Annotated in this window: 14 protein-coding genes; 8 read left to right on the forward strand and 6 right to left on the reverse strand. The window is 69.9% G+C overall.

What is annotated here, in order from left to right; translation table 11 throughout:
• The first annotated feature begins 8 nt into the window (after positions 1-8).
• The 4 genes from OG504_RS40365 to OG504_RS40380 all read left to right on the forward strand — a co-directional run bounded on the left by OG504_RS40365 (position 9) and on the right by OG504_RS40380 (position 3,535).
• Positions 9-743 carry a VIT family protein gene (locus OG504_RS40365; protein ID WP_405994220.1) on the forward strand — a complete coding sequence of 245 codons (735 nt, stop codon included), beginning with the start codon at positions 9-11 and terminating at the stop codon, positions 741-743.
• A gap of 125 nt (positions 744-868) precedes the next feature.
• A complete protein-coding gene (locus OG504_RS40370; protein ID WP_405994221.1) occupies positions 869-1,747 on the forward strand; it encodes a sterol desaturase family protein in 879 nt (292 codons plus the stop codon).
• The gene (locus OG504_RS40375; RefSeq protein ID WP_405994222.1) at positions 1,744-2,451 is read left to right on the forward strand and encodes a lysoplasmalogenase; all 708 of its coding nucleotides are present in this window, start codon (positions 1,744-1,746) and stop codon (positions 2,449-2,451) included. Before OG504_RS40370 ends, OG504_RS40375 begins: the two co-directional genes overlap by 4 nt.
• A 37-nt stretch (positions 2,452-2,488) precedes the next feature.
• The gene (locus OG504_RS40380; protein ID WP_405994223.1) at positions 2,489-3,535 is read left to right on the forward strand and encodes a zinc-dependent alcohol dehydrogenase family protein; all 1,047 of its coding nucleotides are present in this window, start codon (positions 2,489-2,491) and stop codon (positions 3,533-3,535) included.
• A gap of 56 nt (positions 3,536-3,591) precedes the next feature.
• On the opposite strand, the gene OG504_RS40385 is transcribed toward OG504_RS40380, so the two are convergent.
• The 3 genes from OG504_RS40385 to OG504_RS40395 all read right to left on the reverse strand — a co-directional run bounded on the left by OG504_RS40385 (position 3,592) and on the right by OG504_RS40395 (position 7,803).
• The gene (locus tag OG504_RS40385; protein ID WP_405994224.1) at positions 3,592-4,602 is read right to left on the reverse strand and encodes a CopD family protein; all 1,011 of its coding nucleotides are present in this window, start codon (positions 4,600-4,602) and stop codon (positions 3,592-3,594) included.
• Positions 4,603-4,702: 100 nt separating this feature from the next.
• Complete coding sequence (locus OG504_RS40390; RefSeq protein ID WP_405994225.1) at positions 4,703-6,157, reverse strand: CoA transferase; 1,455 nt, start codon at positions 6,155-6,157, stop codon at positions 4,703-4,705.
• A gap of 107 nt (positions 6,158-6,264) precedes the next feature.
• Positions 6,265-7,803, reverse strand: coding sequence for a S8 family serine peptidase (locus tag OG504_RS40395; RefSeq protein WP_405994226.1), 1,539 nt, complete (start codon positions 7,801-7,803; stop codon positions 6,265-6,267).
• Between the two features lie 242 nt (positions 7,804-8,045).
• On the opposite strand from OG504_RS40395, the gene OG504_RS40400 reads away from it, so the two are divergent.
• The 3 genes from OG504_RS40400 to moaA all read left to right on the forward strand — a co-directional run bounded on the left by OG504_RS40400 (position 8,046) and on the right by moaA (position 11,192).
• On the forward strand, positions 8,046-8,402 hold the full coding sequence (locus OG504_RS40400; protein WP_405994227.1) for a DUF485 domain-containing protein: 357 nt from the start codon (positions 8,046-8,048) through the stop codon (positions 8,400-8,402).
• On the forward strand, positions 8,399-10,018 hold the full coding sequence (locus tag OG504_RS40405) for a cation acetate symporter (RefSeq protein ID WP_405994228.1): 1,620 nt from the start codon (positions 8,399-8,401) through the stop codon (positions 10,016-10,018). Before OG504_RS40400 ends, OG504_RS40405 begins: the two co-directional genes overlap by 4 nt.
• A gap of 184 nt (positions 10,019-10,202) precedes the next feature.
• Complete coding sequence (gene moaA, locus OG504_RS40410; RefSeq protein ID WP_405994229.1) at positions 10,203-11,192, forward strand: GTP 3',8-cyclase MoaA; 990 nt, start codon at positions 10,203-10,205, stop codon at positions 11,190-11,192.
• 23 nt (positions 11,193-11,215) lie between these two features.
• Here moaA and OG504_RS40415 read toward each other — a convergent pair whose 3' ends face one another.
• Both OG504_RS40415 and OG504_RS40420 read right to left on the reverse strand, forming a co-directional pair.
• On the reverse strand, positions 11,216-11,434 hold the full coding sequence (locus OG504_RS40415) for a hypothetical protein (RefSeq protein ID WP_405994230.1): 219 nt from the start codon (positions 11,432-11,434) through the stop codon (positions 11,216-11,218).
• 224 nt (positions 11,435-11,658) lie between these two features.
• Complete coding sequence (locus OG504_RS40420; protein ID WP_405994231.1) at positions 11,659-12,057, reverse strand: DUF3099 domain-containing protein; 399 nt, start codon at positions 12,055-12,057, stop codon at positions 11,659-11,661.
• 254 nt (positions 12,058-12,311) lie between these two features.
• On the opposite strand from OG504_RS40420, the gene OG504_RS40425 reads away from it, so the two are divergent.
• A complete protein-coding gene (locus OG504_RS40425; protein WP_033286407.1) occupies positions 12,312-12,590 on the forward strand; it encodes a GlsB/YeaQ/YmgE family stress response membrane protein in 279 nt (92 codons plus the stop codon).
• Between the two features lie 66 nt (positions 12,591-12,656).
• Here OG504_RS40425 and tyrS read toward each other — a convergent pair whose 3' ends face one another.
• A complete protein-coding gene (gene tyrS, locus OG504_RS40430; RefSeq protein ID WP_405994232.1) occupies positions 12,657-13,925 on the reverse strand; it encodes a tyrosine--tRNA ligase in 1,269 nt (422 codons plus the stop codon).
• Between the last annotated feature and the right edge of the window lie 37 nt (positions 13,926-13,962).

Below are 13,962 nucleotides of genomic sequence, written 5' to 3' on the forward strand. Positions count from 1 at the left end.
TTTGCGGTGTGACGGAACCGACCGACGACGAGGCCCACGGCGAGAACCATGACGAGGCCCATGACGGCTCCCTGGGCTCGCGGTTGAACTGGCTGCGGGCCGCGGTACTGGGAGCCAACGACGGCATCGTGTCCACCGCCGGTCTCGTCGTCGGCGTGGCCGGTGCCACGGACGACCGCTCGGCACTGCTGACGGCCGGCCTCGCGGGCCTTCTCGCCGGCTCCATGTCGATGGCTGCGGGGGAGTACGTGTCCGTCTCCACCCAGCGCGACTCGGAGAAGGCCGCCCTGGCTCTGGAGAAGCGCGAGCTGAAGGAGCAACCGGAGGCCGAACTGGAGGAGTTGACCGAGCTCCTCCAGGACCGCGGCCTGACCCGTGAGGTGGCCATGGAGGCGGCGGCCCAGCTCACGGAACGCGACGCGCTGCGTGCCCACGCGCGCGTGGAGCTCAACATCGACCCCGACGACCTCACCAACCCCTGGCACGCGGCCTGGGCGAGCTTTCTCTCCTTCACGGTCGGTGCGCTGCTGCCGCTGCTGGCGATCGTCCTGCCCCCGGCCGACTGGCGGCTCGGCGTCACCGTGGTGTCGTCCCTGGCCGCGCTGGTCCTGACGGGCTGGAGCAGCGCCCGGCTCGGGGCGGCGGACACGAGACCGGCGATGCTGCGGAACGTGGCAGGCGGGGCGCTGGCGATGGGGGTCACCTACGCGGCGGGGGCGTTGCTGGGGGCGGCCGGGGTGTAGTGACCCACAACCGGGACATGGCGGGCCCATTGGCGGAGATCGCCAACAAGCAAGCGCGTACCCCCGGTAATACTTGTGGGTAACAACGTCTAGTCGCGGCCGATTCGCGGTTTTACGGTTCATCCATGCCGAACCTGCCCGATGCCGTGCTCTGGTCGATACCCGCCTTCGTGCTGCTCACCGTGATCGAGATGATCAGCGTGCGCGTCCATCCCGACGAGGACGCGGCGGGCTACGAGACGAAGGACGCCGTCACGAGCGTCGGCATGGGCCTCGGGAGTCTCGTCTTCGACTTCCTCTGGAAGATCCCGATCGTCGCGATCTACACGGCGGTCTACGAACTCACCCCGCTGCGCGTGCCCGTCCTGTGGTGGACGATCCCGCTGATGCTGCTCGGGCAGGACTTCTTCTACTACTGGTCCCACCGCGGCCACCACGTCATCCGCATCCTGTGGGCCTGCCACGTCGTCCACCACTCCAGCCGCAGGTTCAACCTCACCACGGCCCTGCGCCAGCCCTGGACGACCCTCACGGTGTGGCCGTTCTACGTCCCGCTCATCGCCTTGGGCGTGCACCCCGCCGCGCTGGCGTTCTGCTCCTCGGCGAACCTCGTCTACCAGTTCTGGATCCACACCGAGCGGATCGACCGGATGCCCCGCTGGTTCGAGTTCGTCTTCAACACGCCGTCCCACCACCGGGTCCACCACGCCTCCCAGGGCGGCTATCTGGACCGCAACTTCGGCGGCATCCTCATCGTCTGGGACCGGCTCTTCGGGTCCTTCGTGCCCGAGGTTGAGCGGCCCGTCTATGGGTTGACGAAGAACATCAACACGTTCAACCCGATCAAGGTGGCCACCCATGAGTACGTCGCCATCGCCAAGGACCTGAAGGCGGCGACCAGTTGGCGCGAGCGCGCGGGACGCGTGTTCCGGGGACCGGGCTGGCAGCCGGTGCCCGCCCCGGCGCAGGGCGTTCCGGCCGCCGAGGAGACCGCGGCCGCGTGAACCCACGTTCCGCACACCCGGCCGTCTCGCGCACATTCCTGGCCGTCTTCGGACTGGTAGCCCTCCTGGACCTGCTCGCGCTCGCCGTCGGCTACGACCCCGGCCACACCGTCACCAAGCCCCTCCTGATGCCGCTCCTCGCCGCGTACGCGGCCCTGCGCGGCGCACCCCGGCTCCTCGTCGCCGCGCTCCTCTTCGGCTGGGGAGGCGACACTCTGCTGCTCTCCGACGCCGACCCCGCCTTCCTCGCCGGCATGGCCTGCTTCGCGGCAGGCCACCTCTGCTACCTCGCCCTCTTCAGGACGTACGGCGGCCTGAACAGTGCTCCACGCGTGCGTGCCGGCCTTCTCGCCGCCGGATACGCCGTCGCCCTGGCCGTCACCGTCATGCTGCTGTGGCCCGACCTCCCGGCGGACCTGCGCGTCCCCGTGGCCGGCTACAGCGCCCTCCTCACGGCCATGGCGTGTGCCGCGGCCACCCGGTTCGGCCTCGTCGCCGGGCTCGGCGGGGCGCTCTTCATGGTCTCCGACACCCTCATCGCGACCGGGGTCGCCGACTGGCCGCAGCCGCCCAGGCCCGACTTCTGGATCATGCTGACGTACGTCGCCGCGCAGTTCCTGCTGGTCCAGGGCGTGCTCGGCACCCTCGCCGAGCGTCGCGCACCGGCGGCGGCGTACCGTGAAGTGCGCTCGACCACCCCATGAGCGCATCAGCACACCCGCGACGAGAAGGACCCTCGCCATGCGCGCCACCACCATCCACGCCCCGTTCGACATGCGCGTGGAGGACGTGCCCGAGCCTTTGGTGCAGCTGCCCACCGACGCCGTCGTCCGGGTGCTGCGCGCCTGCATCTGCGGCAGCGACCTGTGGGCGTACCGCGGCGAGTCGGCCCGGCAGCCCGGGCAGCGCATCGGACACGAGTTCCTCGGGATCGTGGAGGAGACCGGCTCCGAGGTGACCGGCGTCAGGACCGGCGACCTCGTGGTCGCGCCCTTCGTGTGGTCCGACGGTGTCTGCGACTACTGCCGCGAGGGCCTCACCACGTCCTGCGTGCACGGCGGCTTCTGGGGCGCCGTGGGCTACGACGGCGGCCAGGGCGAGGCGGTACGTGTGCCCTTCGCCGACGGCACCCTCGTACGGCTGCCGAAGGAAGCGGCCTCCGACGACCACCTGCTGTCCGCGCTGCTGACCCTGTCGGACGTCATGGGCACCGGCCACCACGCGGCGCTCGGCGCGGGCGTCCGCAAGGGGGCCACCGTCGCCGTCGTGGGCGACGGAGCGGTCGGCCTGTGCGCAGTGCTCGCCGCCAAGCGCCTCGGCGCCGAGCGGATCATCGCGCTCGGCCGCCACGAGGTGCGCACGGACATCGCCCGCCGCTTCGGCGCCACCGACGTCGTCGCGGCGCGTGGCGAGGAGGCCGTCGCGGCCGTCCGCGAACTCACCCGCGGCCAGGGCGCACACGCCGTCGTCGAGGCCGTCGGCACCGAGCAGTCCATGCGCACGGCCGTCGACATCGCGCGCGACGGCGGCGCGATCGGCTTCGTCGGCGTGCCGCACGGCAGCGGCACGGGGCTCGACCTCGGGGTCATGTTCGACCGGAACATCGCGCTGCGCGGCGGCGTCGCACCGGTCCGCACGTACATCCCGGAGCTGTTGCCCGACATCCTGGACGGCACGATCGACCCCTCGCCCGTCTTCGACCTGACGGTCGGCCTGGAGGGCGTGCCCGACGGCTACAAGGCGATGGACGAGCGCACGGCCCTGAAGGTCCTCGTCACGAACAGTTGATCAAGTATTGACGGCAGACATTGACTGGTCGAGCGACCGGTTGAGCGACGGGTTGATCAATGCCACCGGATCGGCACCGGCAAGGCCGTCAACAGTCCGGAGACCATGACCACCACCCCCAGGGTGACGACCTCCGCCCGCGCGGGTGAGCAGGCGGTCAGCGGATCGGCGGCCCGCCGCAGCCGGGACCGCGCCCACAGAGCGAGGACGGCGACGGCGGCCACGAGGATCACCTTGGCGAGCAGGGTGCGCCCGTACGCCGTCGTCGTCAGCTGGTCCAGGATCGTGCCGGCCGGCATCCGGCGCAGCGAACTCCACACCCCCGTGGCAGTGATCGCGGCGAGCAGTACGGCCGCCACGCGCGCGTAGAGTCCCAACAACGCGGCCCCCGCCTCGGTACCGCGCCACTGCCGCAGTGTCCGCAGCACGTGCAGCAGACCGCCCACCCACAGCGCAGCGCACGTCAGGTGCACCAGGGTGAGTTCGGAGCCGATCAGGGGGCTGTGTTCGCTCGCCGGGTGCACGCGCAGCGCCTCCGCGACGACCACGGCGGCCAGGGGCCACACCTGGAGGCCGGGTCTGCGCGACCGGGCGCACAGGGCCGCCATGGCGAACGCGTTCACCTCCAGGAGCGCCAACTTGCCGTCCCGGGACTGGTAGAGGCCGCCGACGTCGATCTGGGCGAGGCTGTGCGGCACCAGGTTGCCCGTCGCCACGACCGACGCGAGCCCCAGCGCGGCGACGAAACCGGCACCGGCTGCGCACAGGGCCCAGCTGCGGGGGCCGTTCGGGGGAGCGCCGGGCACGGTATGCGCCAGCCGGTTCACGAACAGCTCGCCCACGGGGACACACAGCGCGCCGAACACCATCGCCCGTAGCAGCGCGATGCCGCCGACTCCGGGTGCGGCGGCCTCCCCGGTGTCGTGCAGCGCGGCGGACGGGCCGAGCAGGGGTATCAGCGCGGCGAGCACCACGAGGGCCAGTACGGCGACGGCTCGACGCGTACCGGGGCGCCGCCCGGAGCCGCTCGTGTCGGCCACTTCGACAGTCGGTCGTATCAAGGTCACCCCAAGATCTTCACCAGCCGCCACAGAACCGGGCAAGTGCAACAAAACGGCCGGGGGAACGGCATTCCGCTCATAGGTACCTTTCCGCCCGACCCCCGCATCAAGCCCAACGAGCCGGGTCCGTGCCCCAACACCCCGGCGGCCGCGCCCAGTTCGAGGGCCCACCTACGAACGACACCGGCGACAGGGCATGTCGTAGCCGCCCGATACCGCTGTCCGCCTCGACGAGCCAGGCGTCGGGCCGGTTGTACGCCGTCCCGCGATCCTCGTCTGCGGTTCCGCCGCGCTGGCGCGCAGCCTGGCCCTGCTCGCTCCCGTCCGTCACCCCGCCGGCCGCCACCCCTCCCCGCTCACCCCCGTCCGCCATCAACCACGCCGCAGTCCGGGCAAGCGCCAACCTCAGGGCGATGCCGTAACCCTGCTCGGCCTGTTCCGTCACCGCCCGCAGCACCGCGCCCGCCAGCAGATACCCGGTCCCATGGTCGAGGGCCTGCGCAGGCAGTGCGCCCGGCTGTTCCGGTGACCCCTCGATCGCCGCGATGCCCGTGGCGACCTGCACCAAGCTGTCGAACCCCCGCCGGTCACCCCACGGCCCGTACGCACCCCACGCCGACAACTGCGCCACGATCAGCCCAGGTCTACGGTCGACCAGCGCCTCGGGGGAGAGCCCGAACCGGTCCAGGGCGCCCGGCCGGTACCCGGTGACGACCACGTCCGCCCGCGCGAGCAACTCCTCGAAGATCCGCCGATCGGCCGCGAGGCCGAGGTCCACCCGGGTCGACCGTTTACCGAAACCGGTGTCCGCGTGCGCGTCAGGGTCCTCGGGCAACTGCGGCGCGTCCACACGCAGCACGTCCGCGCCCGACAATGCGAGCGTCCGCGTGGCGATCGGGCCCGCGATGACCCGGGTCAGGTCGAGCACGCGCAGTCCGGCGGCGGGCAGCAACGGGTCGCCGTCGAGCGGCGGGAGTGCACGCGCGCGTGCGCTGTCGAGCCGTTCGCGCTCGACGAGCGGCCGCCCGGCCACCGCGACCCCCTGCGCGTGCGTGGCCCACTCCTCCGCCGTCCGCAGCGCGACCGCGAGGCCCCCGGCGCTGTGCACCCTGTCCTCGACCTCGAGCGCGGACCGCGCGGCGAGCACCTCGGCCACGTTCTCCACCGACGCGCCCTCCGGCAGCTTCAACGCGTCCAGCAGTCGCGCCCGGTGGTGCGGATAGTTCGCGTGGGTGCGGACCCACCCGTCGGCCGTCCGCCAGAACCGTGACAGCGGCGCGAAGCTGACCGGCGCCCGCCCGTCGATCAACAGATGCTGCTCGCTGACGAACGCCGTAGCGACGGCCCCGTCGTCCACCCGCACCCCGGGCACCTCAGCGAGCCCGGCCCGCCGCGCCCCCAGCTCGGCGGCGGCCAGCGCGCACGCTCCTACGCAGGCCCGCGCCAGCTCCCGTACGGGAAGCCGGGCTTCGAGCGCCCCCTGACGCGTGACGGTCGAGACACGCGGGACCAGAGCGGGATCGCCGCCCAGAGCGGCCCATGCCATCTTGATGTCAGTCATGATTGCACTATGCAGTATTGATTCAATCAATACTGAAAGGGCTGCGATACAGACATGAACGGGCCGGGCGGAGATCCGCCCGGCCCGCGTCATCGGAGAGGCAGGGGCTACTTCACCGCCCGCAACGCGTTGACGATGCCGAACCCGTAGAAGCCGTTGACGCGCTTGCCGCCCACGCAGGTCGCGTCCGCTACGCCGTCGCCGTTGGTGTCGTACGGCTCGGTCGGGCAGCCCGGGTTGTCGGCCTCGGCCTTCAGCAGCGCCTGCAACTGGGCCGGACTGGCGTGCGGGTGGGTCGACTTGAGCAGCGCGGCCACGGCGGCGACGTGCGGGGTCGCCATCGAGGTGCCCTGGAGGTAGCCGTACGTGTTGTTCGGCAGCGTCGACAGGATGCGGCCGTTCTTCGACGGGGTGTCCGGGATCTGCAGGGCGTCCCCGCCCGGCGCCGCCACGTCGATGACGCCCTGGCCGTAGCTGGAGAAGTACGACTTGGCCTTCTTGACGCCGACCGAGCTCACCGTGACGACACCCGGCAACTGGGTCGGTACGTCGAAGCACTCGTGCGGGTCGACCGTCCGGGTCGTCGCGGTCGAGTCGTCGGGGCTGGAGGAGTCGACGAGGGCGTGGGAGTCCAGGTCGTCGTTGGAGTTGCCGGCCGCGGCGACATTGAGCGTGCCCTTGCTCTGTGCGTACAGCTGGGCCCTGTTGACCGCATCAACGATGGCACGTTGATCGGGGTCGTCCATGCAGTTGTACAACCAAGGATCAACGTAGTAGCTGTTGTTGGTGATCTCCACGCCGTGATCCGCGGCGAACACGAACGCGCAGACCACGCTCTCCGGGTAGAACAGCTGGGTCGAGTCCGGCTCGGCCACCGTGATCCCGGCGACCTTCACACCCGGCGCGACACCCGCCACACCGATGCCGTTGCGGGCGGCGGCGATCTCACCCGCGACATGCGTGCCGTGGTAGTGGCTGGAGTCCACGGGGCGCCAGGCGCCGTACGTGGTGTCCGCCTTGCCGCCCACGCAGTTGGCGGACTGCGAGGCGGAGAAGTTCGGGGCGATGTCCGGGTGGGTGTCGTCGACGCCGACGTCGATAACGGCGACTGTCACGCTCTTGCTGCCCGGGTTGATCTTGGCGGCCTTGTCGGCACCGATCGCGGGCAGATCCCACTGGTCGGCCTCGAGGGGCTCGCTGTCGCCGGCGGCGGCGGAGGCCTTCGCCGTCTTCGTGGCCTGGTCCTTGGAGAGGTACTGCACCGCGCCCTCGTCGGTCGTCGAGGCGGGGCTCAGCGGCGCCGTGCGCGTGGCACCCGCCGACTGCACACCGCGCACCGCACGGATCCGCGCGCCGAAGTCGGGGTTCGCCGAGTGGACGACGATGACACCGATCTTCTCGTACGTCACCACGATGGTGCCGCCGGCCGCATTGATCGCCTTCTTGACCGAGTTGATCGTCCGGTGGTCCAGCCGGGTGTTGACCACATACGCAAGGTTCGGTGCGTCGGCGGCCTGTGCCGCGGTCCCGGTCTCCGCGATCGGGACCGCCGAGGCCGCCGACGGGAGGAAGCCGAGCGAGGCGGTCAGCGACAGGACGACCGGTACGGCGAGGGCGAGCCGGCGTCTGGGGCGCAGATGAGCCATGGGATCTCCACATCATCCGGAAATGAAACGGCCCGAGACGTGGTGGCGCGCTCGGGCAGGTACATGACGAGTGGTGCAGACCTGAAGCTATCTCCCGCGATGGCTGGCCAGCAATGATTTCCCAAAGACGACTACCGAAAGAAGTCAAAGGAGTTGAACCGGTCGACGTGCGGCGCCGTGCCCTTGGGCAGGAAGCGCCGAGCCAGACCAGAACCCGCAGGTCCGTAACGCGAGGAGACACCGTGGCCACCGAGACACCACCCCCCTCGAAAGCCGAACGCCAACTCCCCAGTACCGAGGAGTTCGAACAGGTCCAGGAGAGCGCGGAGTTCGCCGAACTGCGCCATGCCCACCGCTCCTTCGCCTTCCCGGTGACCGTCGCCTTCATCGTCTGGTACCTGCTCTACGTGCTGCTGTGCAACTACGCGGACGATTTCATGGACACCAAGGTCGTCGGCAACATCAATGTCGCGCTGGTCCTGGGCCTCGCGCAGTTCCTCACCACGTTCCTCATCGCCTGGTGGTACGCGCGCTACTCCGCCGCGAAGCTCGACCCCAAGGGCGCGGCCATCAAGTCCCGGATGGAGGGCGGCGCATGAGCCCCACGATCACCCTGGCCGCAGGCGAGGCGAGCCAGCACCGGCCGCTGATCATCACCCTGTTCGCGATCTTCGTCGCCGCGACGCTCGTCATCACCGTATGGGCGGGCCGTCAGACCAAGAGCGCCGCCGACTTCTACGCGGGCGGCCGCCAGTTCACCGCCTTCCAGAACGGCCTCGCCGTCTCCGGCGACTACATGTCCGCCGCGTCCTTCCTCGGCATCGCCGGCGCGATCGCCCTCTTCGGCTACGACGGCTTCCTGTACTCCATCGGCTTCCTTGTCGCGTGGCTGGTCGCCCTGCTCCTGGTGGCCGAACCGCTGCGCAACTCGGGCCGCTACACCATGGGCGACGTCCTCGCGTACCGCATGCGCCAGCGCCCGGTCCGCACCGCGGCCGGCACCTCCACCATCGTGGTGTCGATCTTCTACCTGCTGGCCCAGATGGCCGGCGCGGGCGTCCTGGTCTCGCTGCTCCTCGGCATCACCACCGACGCGGGCAAGATCGGCATCGTCGCCCTGGTCGGCGTCCTGATGATCGTGTACGTCACCATCGGCGGCATGAAGGGCACCACCTGGGTCCAGATGGTCAAGGCCTGCCTGCTCATCGCCGGCGCGCTGCTGCTGACCTTCCTGGTGCTGCTGAAGTTCAACTTCAACGTCTCCGACCTGCTGGGCAAGGCCGCCTCCAACAGCGGCAAGGGCTCCGCCTTCCTGAACCCCGGCCTCAAGTACGGCGCCACCGGCACCACCAAGCTGGACTTCATCTCCCTGGGCCTCGCCCTGGTCCTCGGCACCGCGGGTCTGCCGCACATCCTGATCCGCTTCTACACGGTGCCCACCGCCAAGGCCGCCCGTAAGTCGGTCATCTGGGCCATCGGCCTGATCGGCGCCTTCTACCTGATGACCCTGGCGCTCGGCTTCGGTGCCGCCGCGCTGATCAAACCCGACGAGATCATCGCCTCCAACAAGGCGGGCAACACAGCCGCCCCACTCCTGGCACTGCATCTGGGCGGAGTCGACTCCAACTGGGGTGCCATCCTCCTGGCCACCATCTCGGCGGTCGCCTTCGCCACGATCCTCGCGGTCGTCGCCGGCCTGACCCTGGCCTCGTCCTCCTCGTTCGCCCACGACATCTACGCGAACGTCATCAAGCGGGGCCAGGCCACGGAGAAGCAGGAGATGGCCGCCGCCCGCTACGCCACGGTCGGCATCGGCGCGGTCTCCATCGTCCTCGGCGCCCTCGCCCGCGACCTGAACGTCGCCGGCTTGGTCGCCCTCGCCTTCGCGGTCGCCGCCTCCGCCAACCTCCCGACGATCCTCTACAGCCTCTTCTGGAAGCGGTTCACCACCCAGGGCGCCCTCTGGTCGATCTACGGCGGCCTGGTCACCGCGGTCGGCCTGGTCCTGTTCTCGCCGGTCGTCTCCGGCAAGGAGACGTCGATGTTCCCCCACGTCGACTTCCAGTGGTTCCCCCTGGAGAACCCCGGCATCATCTCCATCCCCGTCGGCTTCCTGCTGGGCTGGCTCGGCACGATCCTCTCCAAGGAGGAACCGGACACCGGCAAGTACGCGGAGCTGGAGGTACGGTCCCTGACCGGCACCGGAGCCCACTGACCCGCCCCACCCGGTCCACCTGAGTCCCCCCACTCAGTCCCCCCACGTCGACGGCCGCGTCGTAGATCCCTACGACGCGGCCGTGTCGTACCTCGTGGGATCGGGCCGCTCTCGTTGTCAGTGGTGTCGCGTAGGCTCGCAGGTATCGGAAAACATGCGATCCGAAACGAGGGAGGGGGCACACGTGCTCATCGACACCTATGGCCGAGTAGCCACCGACCTGCGGGTTTCGCTGACCGACCGGTGCAATCTCCGGTGTACGTACTGCATGCCCGAAGAGGGCCTGCAGTGGCTGGCAAAGCCCGACCTCCTCACGGACGACGAGATCGTCCGCCTGATAGACATCGCGGTCACCTCCCTCGGCATCGAGGAGGTCCGCTTCACCGGCGGCGAGCCCCTGCTCCGCCCCGGCCTGGTCGGCATCGTCGAGCGGGTCGCGGCCCTGGAGCCCCGCCCCCAGATGTCCCTGACCACCAACGGCATCGGCCTCAAGCGCACGGCAGCCGCCCTGAAGAAGGCGGGCCTGGACCGGGTCAACGTCTCGCTGGACACCCTGCGCCCCGACGTCTTCAAGACCCTCACCCGCCGCGACCGCCTCAAGGACGTCCTCGCGGGCCTGGAAGCCGCCCACGACGCCGGTCTGACCCCGGTGAAGATCAACTCGGTGCTGATGCCGGGACTCAACGCCGACGAGGCCCCCGACCTGCTGGCCTGGGCCGTGGAGCACGACTACGAACTGCGCTTCATCGAGCAGATGCCCCTGGACGCCCAGCACGGCTGGACGCGCGACGGCATGGTCACGGCAGGCGACATCCTCACCTCCCTCCGCACCCGCTTCGAGCTGACCCCCGAAGGCTCCGACGAGCGCGGCTCGGCCCCCGCCGAGCGCTGGACCGTGGACGGCGGCCCGCACCGCGTGGGCGTCATCGCCTCGGTCACCCGCCCGTTCTGCGCGGCCTGCGACCGCACCCGCCTCACCGCTGACGGCCAGATACGCAACTGCCTGTTCGCCCGCGAGGAGACCAGCCTCCGCAGCGCGCTCCGCTCCGACGCCCCGGACGAGGAGATCGCCCGCATCTGGCGCCAGGCGATGTGGGGCAAGAAGGCGGGCTCGGGCCTGGACGACCCCTCGTTCCTCCAGCCGGACCGGCCGATGTCGGCGATCGGCGGCTGAGCAGCCGTCGTAGACGAAGGCGCCTACGGGATCTCGGGCTCTTCCCAGTCCTCGAACGTGACGACGTCCTTCAGGAAACCCCGCACACCGAGGAACTGGGACAGGTGCTCGCGGTGCTCCTCGCACGCGAGCCACGTCTTGCGTCGCTCCGGCGTGTGGAGCTTCGGGTTGTTCCACGCGAGGACCCACACGGCGTCGGCGCGGCAGCCCTTCGCGGAGCAGATCGGGGTCTCGTCACTCACGGGAACTCACGGAATTCGTCTCACAGATGCGCTGATAAAGGCGACGCCGAGCAGCCACGGGGGGAGCTGCCCGGCGTCGGTCCGTCGCTCCGACGGGGGATGCGGAGCGCGTACGAAGTATGTCACGGGTGACCGCTCGCCCGGCACCGGAACAACATGATTGATCTGAGCTTTTCTTGAGCTTGGTGCGGAGCCGACGTCCGGTTCTGGCGCGTTCGCCATGGTCACGACCGGTCGTACGGTTCGCCTCCCGCGTGGGGTGCCGGCTCGGGCACGACCTCTTCCGGGACGGGTTCCGCGAACGTCCCGTCCGCCCTCGGCGGCGCGATCATCGGCCGCAGCGGCGCGGTGACGAACGTGGACGGAAGCCCCGGCGCGTTCTCCCGCCCGGCGTTCGCGATCACGACGGCGACATAGGGGAGCAGCACACCGAGGACCAACGCGACGATCGCGACGTGCCGTTCGACGTTCCACAGCGCACAGGCGAGGATCACCGACACCGTACGGATCGACATCGAGATGACGTACCGGCGCTGGCGGCCGCGGATGTCCTCCGCGAGTCCCGTCCGGGCTCCGGTGATCCGGAACACCTGGGCGTTGCCTTCGCCGTGCAGCTTCCGCATCACATTCCACCATCCGCCCGCATCGGACTCTCCCCGGCCCGCAACCCCGGTCAGCACCCGATCCGGGAACCGGGCCCCGACACGTCCTACGTTACGCCGCGCCTCCGTCGCCTTCGAGACCGGGGGACCTCCGGCCTGGGCGAACGAACTGCGCCGTAGCGCGTATGGCCGTACCCGACATGCGCCGTACGGCGACCGGACCCACACTTGGCGTAATGCTCACGTCGGACGTCGAGCCGTACAAGGAGGCAGCCATGGGCTGGTTGTGGGCGATCATCGTGGGATTCGTGCTGGGACTGATCGCGAAGGCGATCATCCCGGGCAAGCAGCACAGTCCGCTCTGGCTGACCACCATCTGCGGCATTCTCGGCGCCATCGTCGGCAACGCGATCGCCCGAGCGGCCGGCGTCGACGCGACCAGCGGCATCGACTGGAGCCGCCACGCGTTCCAGCTCGTCGCCGCGATCATCATCGTCTTCGTCGTCGACATGGCGTACATGGCGACGATCGGCAAGAACAAACAGAGAGCCTGACAGTCGTACGACGAAGGGGCGGCCTCCCGAACCGGGAAACCGCCCCTTCGCCATGCGCTCAAGCACTCACGCGCCCGTGACCTCCACGGCCGCCAGGTTCTTCTTGCCGCGCCGCAGCACCAGCCACCGCCCGTGCAGCAGATCTTCCTTAGCCGGCACGGCATCTTCGGCGGCGACCTTCACGTTGTTCACATAGGCCCCGCCCTCCTTCACGGTCCGCCGCGCAGCCGACTTGCTCGCCACCAGGCCGACCTCGGCGAACAGGTCCACGACCAGGCCGAGTTCGGCGACCTGGACGTGCGGCACCTCGGAGAGCGACGCGGCCAGCGTCTTCTCGTCGAGCTCCGCCAGCTCGCCCTGCCCGAAGAGGGCCTTGGACGCGGCGGTCACGGCGGCCGTCTGCTCGGCGCCGTGCACCAGCGTCGTCAGCTCCTCGGCCAGCGCGCGCTGCGCGGCACGGGCCTGGGGGCGCTCCTCGGTCTGCCGCTCCAACTCCTCAAGCTCCTCACGGGACTTGAAGGACAGCATGCGCGCGTACGTGGAGATGTCCCGGTCGTCCGTGTTCAGCCAGAACTGGTAGAACGCGTACGGCGTGGTCATCTCCGGGTCGAGCCAGATGGCGGTGCCCTCGGACTTGCTGAACTTCGTGCCGTCGGCCTTGGTCATCAGCGGTGTGCCGTAGGCGTGCACCGTGGCGTCCGGCTCCAGGCGGTGGATCAGGTCCAGGCCCGCCGTGAGGTTGCCCCACTGGTCGCTGCCGCCCTGCTGGAGCGTGCAGCCGTACCTCCGGTAGAGCTGGAGGAAGTCCATGCCCTGGAGGATCTGGTAGCTGAACTCCGTGTAGCTGATGCCCTGGTCGGAGTCCAGACGCTTGGCGACCGAGTCCTTCGCCAGCATCTTGTTGACACGGAAGTGCTTGCCGATGTCGCGGAGGAACTCGATCGCGGAGAGGTTCGCCGTCCAGTCGAGGTTGTTGACCATGACCGCGGCGTTCTCGCCCTCGAAGGACAGGAACGGCTCGATCTGGCGGCGCAGCCTCTGGACCCAGCCGGCGACCGTCTCCGGGTCGTTCAGCGTGCGCTCCGCCGTCGGGCGCGGGTCGCCGATCTGGCCCGTGGCCCCGCCGACCAGCGCCAGCGGCCGGTGGCCTGCCTGCTGGAGCCGGCGCACGGTGAGCACCTGCACCAGGTGGCCCAGGTGGAGCGACGGCGCCGTGGGGTCGAAGCCGCAATAGAACGTGACGGGACCGTCCGCGAGCGCCTTGCGCAAAGCATCTTCGTCGGTGGACAGGGCGAACAGGCCCCGCCACTTCAGCTCGTCGACGATGTCCGTCACGGTTCTCGTATCTCCTTGGGATGGTCTCGTGGATCAG

The organism is Streptomyces sp. NBC_00986 (assembly GCF_045162565.1).
Taxonomy (GTDB): Bacteria; Actinomycetota; Actinomycetes; order Streptomycetales; family Streptomycetaceae; genus Streptomyces.